Source organism: Vibrio sp. V43_P6S15P86, from assembly GCF_009904725.1.
GTDB lineage: Bacteria > Pseudomonadota > Gammaproteobacteria > Enterobacterales > Vibrionaceae > Vibrio > Vibrio diabolicus.
This window is the reverse complement of record NZ_WXWT01000372.1, coordinates 1-7,907: the sequence shown is the minus strand read 5'-3', so window position 1 is coordinate 7,907 and position 7,907 is coordinate 1. Positions and strand designations below refer to the sequence as shown.

Sequence of the window (7,907 nt, the reverse complement as noted above, 5' to 3'; positions counted from 1 at the left end):
AAAGATCTTTCGTCACGATACTCTGGTTTCTTAGCAATATGTCTGTCAGTTGGCTAAAAAGCGATAACAACGCAGACAAGTGTGTAAGGCAGGGATATGCCCTTTTCCTGTTAGAAGAGTAAATCAAGGACAAAACCATGACTATGATTTGTGCAAAAGAATTTGCAGAGTGGTTAAGACACAGATTTAGCAGTGATACTAAAGGAGTCTCTTTGACTCGAGAGGATGTGAATCACCTGACTGGGCGTCAACGCCTTGATCCGGGTTTTGTTAATGATGTGCATTATGAGCTGATGCAATATGGGATGGCTTTCGTTACTGATACGAGCCGAGAAAACTTTTATTTAATACCTGTTTCTCAAGCGGAGAATTGGCGTGAGAGACTAGAGTATCATTTTGAAAAAGAGCTATTCTGCAATATTATTCCTATTGAAAAATCAGGTTGAGAAAAGGTTCAACTTTGATGCCAAAGTTGAACCTAATTGCTCTTATGCTAACCCTCGAATAATCACGAATTTTTCAAGCAACTGCTCTTCAGTTTCGACATGGTTCGGATCAGTGATTATGCATTTTGTAATTGGACACACTGACTGACAGGTCGGCTTTTCGTAATGCCCCTTACACTCTGTACATAGCGCTGGATCAATTTCGAAAATGCTCTCTCCCATACTGATTGCCCCATTGGGGCATTCGGGATCACACATGTCGCAGTTAATGCATTTATCTGTAATGAGCAAGGCCATGGTTACTTACCAGTCGGGTTACGGGTGTCCTGCCCTGAGTTTAGATTACGCATTAATAGGCCATATTCTAAATCTAGCTCTGCTGGTACTGGAATGAATACAAAGTGACCATTTCCTTTCGCGTCTTCAATAGACTCTGACTTGCGGTTTTCCATTGCCTCTAGCGTGAAAACAATATTGCCTTTTGGCGTCATTAGTTCAAGGCTATCACCGACAAGAAACTTATTTTTTACTTCTACTTCAGCCATGTCTCCACGACGTTTGCCAGTGAATTCACCAACAAACTGTTGAGCATCAGAGACTGAGTAACCGTAATCGTAGTTTTGGTAATTATCGTGTGTATGACGGCGTAGGAAGCCTTCAGTGTAGCCACGGTGAGCTAGGCTTTCTAGTGTACCCATTAGGCTTTCATCGAATGGTCGACCTGCTACAGCATCATCAATTGCTTTACGATAAACTTGAGCGGTACGTGCGCAGTAGTAGAACGATTTAGTACGACCTTCAATTTTCAATGAGTGAACACCCATCTTAGTTAAGCGTTCAACGTGCTGAACCGCTCGTAGGTCTTTAGAGTTCATGATGTAAGTACCATGCTCATCTTCGTAAGCCGCCATTTTTTCTTCTGGACGGTGCGCTTCAGAAAGCAGAACGACTTCATCTGTTGGTTTGCCGCGACCAATTGTGGTTTCAGGGCGCTCGTCTTGTACTTCGACAGGCTGTGCTTCAGTCGGGTCGAATTTCTCTACGATATCACCAGCGTCGTTCTCTTTACCCTCTTCAACTTTGTATTCCCAGCGGCATGCGTTAGTGCAAGTGCCTTGGTTAGGGTCACGTTTGTTGATATAGCCAGAAAGTAGGCAACGACCTGAGTAAGCCATGCATAATGCACCGTGAACGAATACTTCAAGCTCAGTTTCAGGGCAATGCTCACGAATTTCTTCGATTTCTTCTAAAGATAGTTCGCGAGAAACGATCACACGTTCCACGCCATTCGCTGCCCAGAACTTAACAGTCGCCCAGTTTACAGCGTTTGCTTGTACAGAAAGGTGAATTGGCATTTCTGGGAAAGCTTCACGAACCATCATGATTAGGCCTGGATCTGACATGATCAATGCGTCAGGACCCATTTCTACGATTGGTTTAAGATCACGGATGAAGGTTTTTAGCTTCGAGTTGTGTGGTTGAATGTTACATACCACATAAAGCTTTTTGCCTAGAGCATGCGCTTCATCGATACCGATTTTTAGGTTTTCGTGGTTAAACTCATTGTTACGTACGCGAAGGCTGTAGCGAGGTTGGCCAGCGTAAACTGCATCTGCGCCGTAGGCGAATGCGTAACGCATGTTTTTCAGGCTTCCCGCAGGAGACAGTAGCTCAGGTACGAATGCTTTCTCAGTTGTCATTGCTCAATTCTCTTTTATCTGATCACAAGTCAGGCCAATTCCACCTAATGGAAATGGGGCGCAAATTTTACGTCAAAATGTGAACTGTGACTAGGGTAATTGTGCTTCAGATAGAAAAACGCCCTCAAAAAAAGTGAGGGCGTTATGGTTAACCTTTATACAACATTAAGCGTTGGGATTTGGTAAGCCGCCTAGCGCATCGTATAGGTTGGGTAGGAAAGCACTGAACTCCCCACACATCAGAGAGAAGTCTGCATCAAATCGAGCTGCTTGATCTTCACGTGGAATATCGTCATTTTGATCTTTCAATTCATCAGAGAATTTTAGACGCTTAATACCCGCATCTTCTGTCATGATGAATTCAATACGATCTTGCCAATTAAGTGCAAGCTTCGTTACGACTTTATCTGCTGCGATGTGGTTGCGGATTTCATCTGTGGTCAGCTCTTGCTTCTTACAACGAATCACGCCACCTTCTTCAAGCACGGATTTTAGCTCAGCTTCGTCCATCATGGTGATACCTTGAGGTGTGTCACCCGTTTTCACCCACTCGGTTAGCGTTGTTTCAATCGCTACTTCTGGAATGGCAGGAACAACAGGTAAACTACCCATGGTTTTACGAAGTAGTGCTAATACGTCTTCCGCTTTTTTGTAGCTGCTTGCGTCAACAAGGATGAACCCTTCTTTTGGCATGATGAGCACGTGAGTGTGGCTGCTACGGCTAAATGCGCGAGGCAGTAAATCCATTACGATGTCATCTTTCAGGTTGTCTTTCTCTTTCTTCTTCAGAGGACGACCTTCTTGCGCTTCCATTGCTTCTACTTTTGCATTCAATGATTCTTTGATCACAGAGGCAGGTAGCATTTTCTCTTCTTTCTTGGCGCAAATCAGAATGCGGTTTTCTGACACGTGAGTCATCATATCGCCATGTCTACCCATTGCACTGACCCAGCCAAATTTCTGTTTGTCTTGACTGCCACACGGGGTGAATTGGAATTCAGACAGCTGAGTTTCTAGTTGTTCGGCGTTAAAAGTAACCTCGCGGTTAACGCGGTATACCAGACAGTTTTTAAACCACATAAATCTTCTCTAGGCTTGATGACAAGGGACTAATCATAGGGAATTTTTGTGCTGATGTCTTAATAGAAATGAAAAATATCCGAATGAACCTCAAAAGAAAGTTATATGAAAATTTGTTTTCAAAGGTCACAAAAGTGTCATAATTGGTAGTGATAATGCTTATGCATAGAGAGGCGCTTTGTCTCTTAAATTCATTAGCTCAACGAACATAAGGTTACTCAATTATGTCTAGAAGGATTCTGGTTGTTGAAGACGAAGCTCCTATTCGCGAAATGCTGTGCTTCGTACTTGAGCAGAAAGGTTACCAAGCGGTGGAAGCGGAAGATTACGATACTGCAGTAACCAAACTGGCTGAACCCTTCCCTGATTTAGTTTTACTGGATTGGATGTTACCAGGCGGCAGCGGCATTAACTTTATCAAGCATATGAAGCGAGAGGAATTAACGCGCAACATTCCAGTTGTGATGCTTACCGCTCGTGGTGAAGAAGAAGATAAAGTGCGCGGTTTAGAAGTCGGTGCGGATGACTACATTACTAAGCCATTCTCTCCTAAAGAGTTGGTTGCCCGCTTAAAAGCGGTGATTCGTCGCGTAACCCCGACCGCACTGGAAGACGTAATTGATGTGCAGGGATTGAAGCTTGATCCTGTATCACACCGTGTCACGGCTAATGATGCACCATTAGATATGGGCCCAACAGAGTTTAAAATGCTGCATTTTTTCATGACGCATCAAGAGCGTGTGTACAGCCGTGAGCAGCTATTAAACAATGTTTGGGGTACTAACGTGTATGTTGAAGATCGTACGGTCGATGTTCATATTCGCCGCCTGCGTAAAGCATTGGAAGCCGCAGGTCATGATAAGCTGATCCAAACTGTTCGTGGTGCTGGATACCGCTTCTCGACAAAGGCATAAATTAACACGCAGCTTATCGGTACCATTTCTGGAGTTATGAGTGGTTGAAAGATTAACGTGGAAAAAGCTGGCCTGGGAGCTGGCTTTTTTTTACACCCCATGGGTGATAGTAGGTTGGATATTCGGTTATATGCCGTGGTTGCTTTTGGCAGCTACGGCATTGCAGCTTATGTGGCATTTGCATAACCAAGTACGTTTATCTTCTTGGTTATGGGATGAAAAGCGCCTTACACCACCGTCTGGTAGCGGTAACTGGGAATCTTTGTTCAATGGCTTGTATCGCTTACAGCAGCGCCAACGCCGTAAACGCAAAGAGCTTACTAATCTCATTCGCCGATTCAGAAATGGTGCGGAATCGTTACCCGATGCCGTCGTGGTGTTCCGTGCTGAAGGCAATATCGTTTGGTGTAACAAACTGGCTCAACACTTATTGGGTTTCCATTGGCCGGAAGACTCCGGTCAACCTATCTCCAACCTCATTCGTACGCCTGATTTTATTAAGTACCTCAACAAGAAAGACTTCTCTGAACCATTGGAAATGCGCTCACCACTCAATGTCGAACGCATGCTAGAACTACGTATCGTACCGTATACCGAAGGTGAACATTTGATGGTGGTGCGTGATGTTAGCCAGTTAAAACAACTTGAGGGAATGCGTCGCAACTTCTTTGCCAACGTATCTCATGAACTGCGTACACCAATGACGGTGCTACAAGGTTATCTTGAGATGACAGAAGACCCTGATATGGTCGTGGGTCCAATGTGGAGCAAAGCTCATGGTGTCATGACGGAGCAGCTTAACCGCATGAACAGTTTGGTGAACCAACTACTGACACTATCTAAAATTGAAGCGGCACCTATGCATGAGCTTGAGGAAGTCGTGAATGTGCCCGCGATGCTTGAAGTGTTAGAAAAAGAGGCGGTTAGCCTTAGTGGGGACAACCAACATAAATTGAAATTTGATGTTGATGCAAGCCTACGCGTGTTGGGCGATGATGACCAGTTACGTAGTGCTATCTCTAACCTCGTTTATAACGCCGTCAAATACACACCACCTGGTGCGAACATTAATGTTCGTTGGTTCCAGACCTCTCAAGGCGCATGCTTAGAGGTGGAAGATAGCGGTGATGGTATTGAACCTCAGCACCTACACCGACTTACCGAGCGTTTTTATCGAGTAGATAAAGCAAGATCACGTGATACTGGAGGAAGTGGTTTAGGGCTAGCCATTGTAAAACACGCGCTGAGTCACCATGACTCTCATTTAGAAATTCACAGTGAAGTAGGCGTGGGCAGTAAGTTTTCTTTCGTATTGCCTGAGCGTTTGGTGGTGAAATAATGGCGTTACGATTGGCAAAAACATTCAGTTTATTCGCGCTTGTTTGTTCCTGTATGGCTGGCGCTCAAGATAAATCATTGCCGAGTTATCATAAAACGACGGGGATTGTCGGGAACTTGCTCTCTGTTGGCTCCGATACACTTGCGGGTATGACAACGCTTTGGGTTGAAGAGTTTAAATCCATTTACCCGAATATTAATGCGCAAGTCCAAGCATCTGGCTCTTCTACTGCCCCTCCAGCATTGACCGAACAAACAGCTCAGTTTGGTCCCATGAGTCGCCCTATGCGTTTAAGAGAGGTTGAAGCGTTTGAACGTGAACATGGCTACAAGCCAACGGCGCTTAGGGTAGCCATCGATGCAATCGGTATTTTTGTCCATCAAGACAATCCAATTCAAGGGCTCAACTTTAGTCAGTTAGATGCTTTGTTTTCTGCCACGCTACGCTGTGGTGAAAGTCAATTCGTCACAAACTGGCAGCAACTAGGTCTTGAATCACAGTGGGCAAAGCGAAACGTGCAGTTGTTTGGTCGTAACTCCGTTTCTGGAACTTATGGTTACTTCAAAAGCAATGCCTTGTGTGGCGGCGATTTCAAGACCCGAGTAAACGAGCAGCCAGGCTCCGCGTCAGTTGTGCAAGCTGTAGCGTCAACCATCAGTGGAATTGGTTATTCCGGTGTCGGTTATCGAGTGGCAGGTGTACGCTTAGTTCCAGTGGCAAAAATGGGAAATGACTACGTGACGCCAACGCGAGAACATATTGTTAGTGGTAAGTACCCACTATCACGTTACTTATATGTTTACGTGAATAAGCACCCTGATTACCCATTAACACCAATTGAAGCTGAGTTTATTCGCTTTATCTTTTCTGCTCAGGGGCAAGCGTTGGTTGAGAAAGATGGTTATGTGCCCATTACGGCAGATTTTGCAGAAGAAGAGTTAAAAAAAGTCGGCCTGTAAGCCGACTTTTTGTTTAGGTATGAACTGCACGAGATCAGAAAGTGAGTGTCCACTTCACGCTGTCCCAACGTTCTTGTTCTTCCTGTAAATCAGCATGAAGCAATTTGTTGTTTTCTAGCCATGCTTTATCTGTGCACGTAAGAATCCATTCATCATTTTTGATGGATAAAGTGATGTCAGGCAATGGATCTTCGTTACGCTGTCCATTTAATACGATAGAAAGTCGTAATATTTTGATGAGGCTTATCACGTCACTTTGTTTGTAGAGGTTGAAATCTGGCAGTTCTTGCAGTTTAAGTGCTTTACGCTGGAAGCGGGCTAATGTTGCGAGCACCAATTGCTGTTCACGGTTGAAGCCTTGTAGAGTGGAATGCAACAGAATATAGAAAGAGTGGCGATGGAAGCTACGTAAGTTGATACTTAATCCGACTTCATGAAGCAATGCTGCCCATTCTAGTAAGTCAAATAACTCACTCTTTTTTTTAATGCCTAGTTCAGAGCGCACCTGACATAACATCTCACGTGCATGGCCTTTAACACGAGCAGCATGCTCTAAGTCAACCCGGTGTTTGTTGGCTAAATTTTCAGTTGTGCGCATACGTATATCGGAGCGCGCAAAACGCTCTTCCATTTCGTACAACAGGCCTTCGCGCAGAGCACCATCGGAGAAAAACATCTGCTCAATGCGAAGTGCTTTGAAAATTGCGGACAAAATCGCCACGCCTGCCGCGAATACGGGCTTACGTTCTTCTGTTAAACCTGTCAGTTCAATCTCTTCAATTGAATCAAAATTACACAGAGTTTCAATAAGCGTGTCCAGTCTCTTCGCGGTGATCAGGCCATCTTCAAAACCTAATCCTACTAGCACTTCTTGAATCGCTTTGATGGTTCCTGATGAGCCGAGAGCGATATCCCAGCCTTTTTTACGGTATGCTGAAGCGATGGACTCGAGTTTTTGCTCGGCGGCTAACATCGCTTTATTAAAGTTTTTCCCAGACAGTTTGCCGTTTTTAAAATATTGCTCTGTAAAGCTGACGCATCCCATCTGTTTACTGTTGAGAAGCTCAGGTTCAAACTCTTGTCCAATGATCATTTCGGTACTGCCGCCACCAATATCAACGACCAACTTGGAGTTTGACTCTACTTGAGTGTGAGCGACACCTAAGTATATCAGGCGGGCTTCTTCTTCCCCTGGGATGATTTCTATTGGGAAGGGCATCACTTCTTTCGCACGCTCAATGAATAGATGAGCATTTTTAGCGCGTCTTAGTGTGTGTGTCGCGGCGATACGCACATTCGACTCATCAAGCCCTTGCAGCCTCTCTGCGAACATGGCTAAGCACTCTAACGCGCGTTCCATCGCGGAATGACTTAAGTTCAATTCACTGTCGAGTCCTGATGCTAAGCGAACACGCTGTTTATGACGGCTAACCAGTTGTAAGTCACTGCCTACAACCTTGGCCACCACC

8 protein-coding genes are annotated in these 7,907 nt (G+C 44.8%); 4 read left to right on the top strand and 4 right to left on the bottom strand.

Annotated elements, in window-relative coordinates; translation table 11 throughout:
* Positions 1-137: 137 nt before the first annotated feature.
* Positions 138-446, top strand: coding sequence for a hypothetical protein (locus tag CAG69_RS16895; RefSeq protein WP_005381765.1), 309 nt, complete (start codon positions 138-140; stop codon positions 444-446).
* A 42-nt stretch (positions 447-488) separates the two neighbouring features.
* Here the strand turns inward: CAG69_RS16895 and CAG69_RS16890 are convergent, their stop codons facing one another.
* The 3 genes from CAG69_RS16890 to rdgC all read right to left on the bottom strand — a co-directional run bounded on the left by CAG69_RS16890 (position 489) and on the right by rdgC (position 3,226).
* Complete coding sequence (locus CAG69_RS16890; RefSeq protein ID WP_161445285.1) at positions 489-743, bottom strand: YfhL family 4Fe-4S dicluster ferredoxin; 255 nt, start codon at positions 741-743, stop codon at positions 489-491.
* A 2-nt stretch (positions 744-745) separates the two neighbouring features.
* Positions 746-2,146 carry a prephenate-dependent tRNA uridine(34) hydroxylase TrhP gene (gene trhP / locus CAG69_RS16885; RefSeq protein WP_161445283.1) on the bottom strand — a complete coding sequence of 467 codons (1,401 nt, stop codon included), beginning with the start codon at positions 2,144-2,146 and terminating at the stop codon, positions 746-748.
* Between the two features lie 165 nt (positions 2,147-2,311).
* A complete protein-coding gene (gene rdgC / locus CAG69_RS16880) occupies positions 2,312-3,226 on the bottom strand; it encodes a recombination-associated protein RdgC (protein ID WP_161445281.1) in 915 nt (304 codons plus the stop codon).
* A 224-nt stretch (positions 3,227-3,450) separates the two neighbouring features.
* On the opposite strand from rdgC, the gene phoB reads away from it, so the two are divergent.
* The 3 genes from phoB to CAG69_RS16865 are packed head-to-tail and all read left to right on the top strand — an operon-like array spanning position 3,451 to position 6,438.
* Positions 3,451-4,140 carry a phosphate regulon transcriptional regulator PhoB gene (gene phoB / locus CAG69_RS16875; RefSeq protein WP_005381752.1) on the top strand — a complete coding sequence of 230 codons (690 nt, stop codon included), beginning with the start codon at positions 3,451-3,453 and terminating at the stop codon, positions 4,138-4,140.
* Positions 4,141-4,180: 40 nt separating this feature from the next.
* Complete coding sequence (gene phoR / locus CAG69_RS16870) at positions 4,181-5,479, top strand: phosphate regulon sensor histidine kinase PhoR (protein ID WP_161445279.1); 1,299 nt, start codon at positions 4,181-4,183, stop codon at positions 5,477-5,479.
* A complete protein-coding gene (locus CAG69_RS16865; protein WP_161445277.1) occupies positions 5,479-6,438 on the top strand; it encodes a PstS family phosphate ABC transporter substrate-binding protein in 960 nt (319 codons plus the stop codon). The genes phoR and CAG69_RS16865 overlap by 1 nt, the downstream gene beginning before the upstream one ends.
* Before the next feature lie 34 nt (positions 6,439-6,472).
* On the opposite strand, the gene CAG69_RS16860 is transcribed toward CAG69_RS16865, so the two are convergent.
* Positions 6,473-7,907: Ppx/GppA phosphatase family protein (locus CAG69_RS16860; RefSeq protein WP_161445275.1), on the bottom strand; the 1,435-nt coding region annotated here is incomplete at its 5' end.

Bases quoted from the DNA above. Each gene is read 5' to 3' on its own strand.
- CAG69_RS16865 (WP_161445277.1), top strand. From the start codon at position 5,479: ATGGCGTTACGATTGGCAAAAACATTCAGTTTATTCGCGCTTGTTTGT.
- rdgC (WP_161445281.1), bottom strand. From the start codon at position 3,226: ATGTGGTTTAAAAACTGTCTGGTATACCGCGTTAACCGCGAGGTTACT.
- phoB (WP_005381752.1), top strand. From the start codon at position 3,451: ATGTCTAGAAGGATTCTGGTTGTTGAAGACGAAGCTCCTATTCGCGAA.
- CAG69_RS16895 (WP_005381765.1), top strand. From the start codon at position 138: ATGACTATGATTTGTGCAAAAGAATTTGCAGAGTGGTTAAGACACAGA.
- CAG69_RS16890 (WP_161445285.1), bottom strand. From the start codon at position 743: ATGGCCTTGCTCATTACAGATAAATGCATTAACTGCGACATGTGTGAT.
- trhP (WP_161445283.1), bottom strand. From the start codon at position 2,146: ATGACAACTGAGAAAGCATTCGTACCTGAGCTACTGTCTCCTGCGGGA.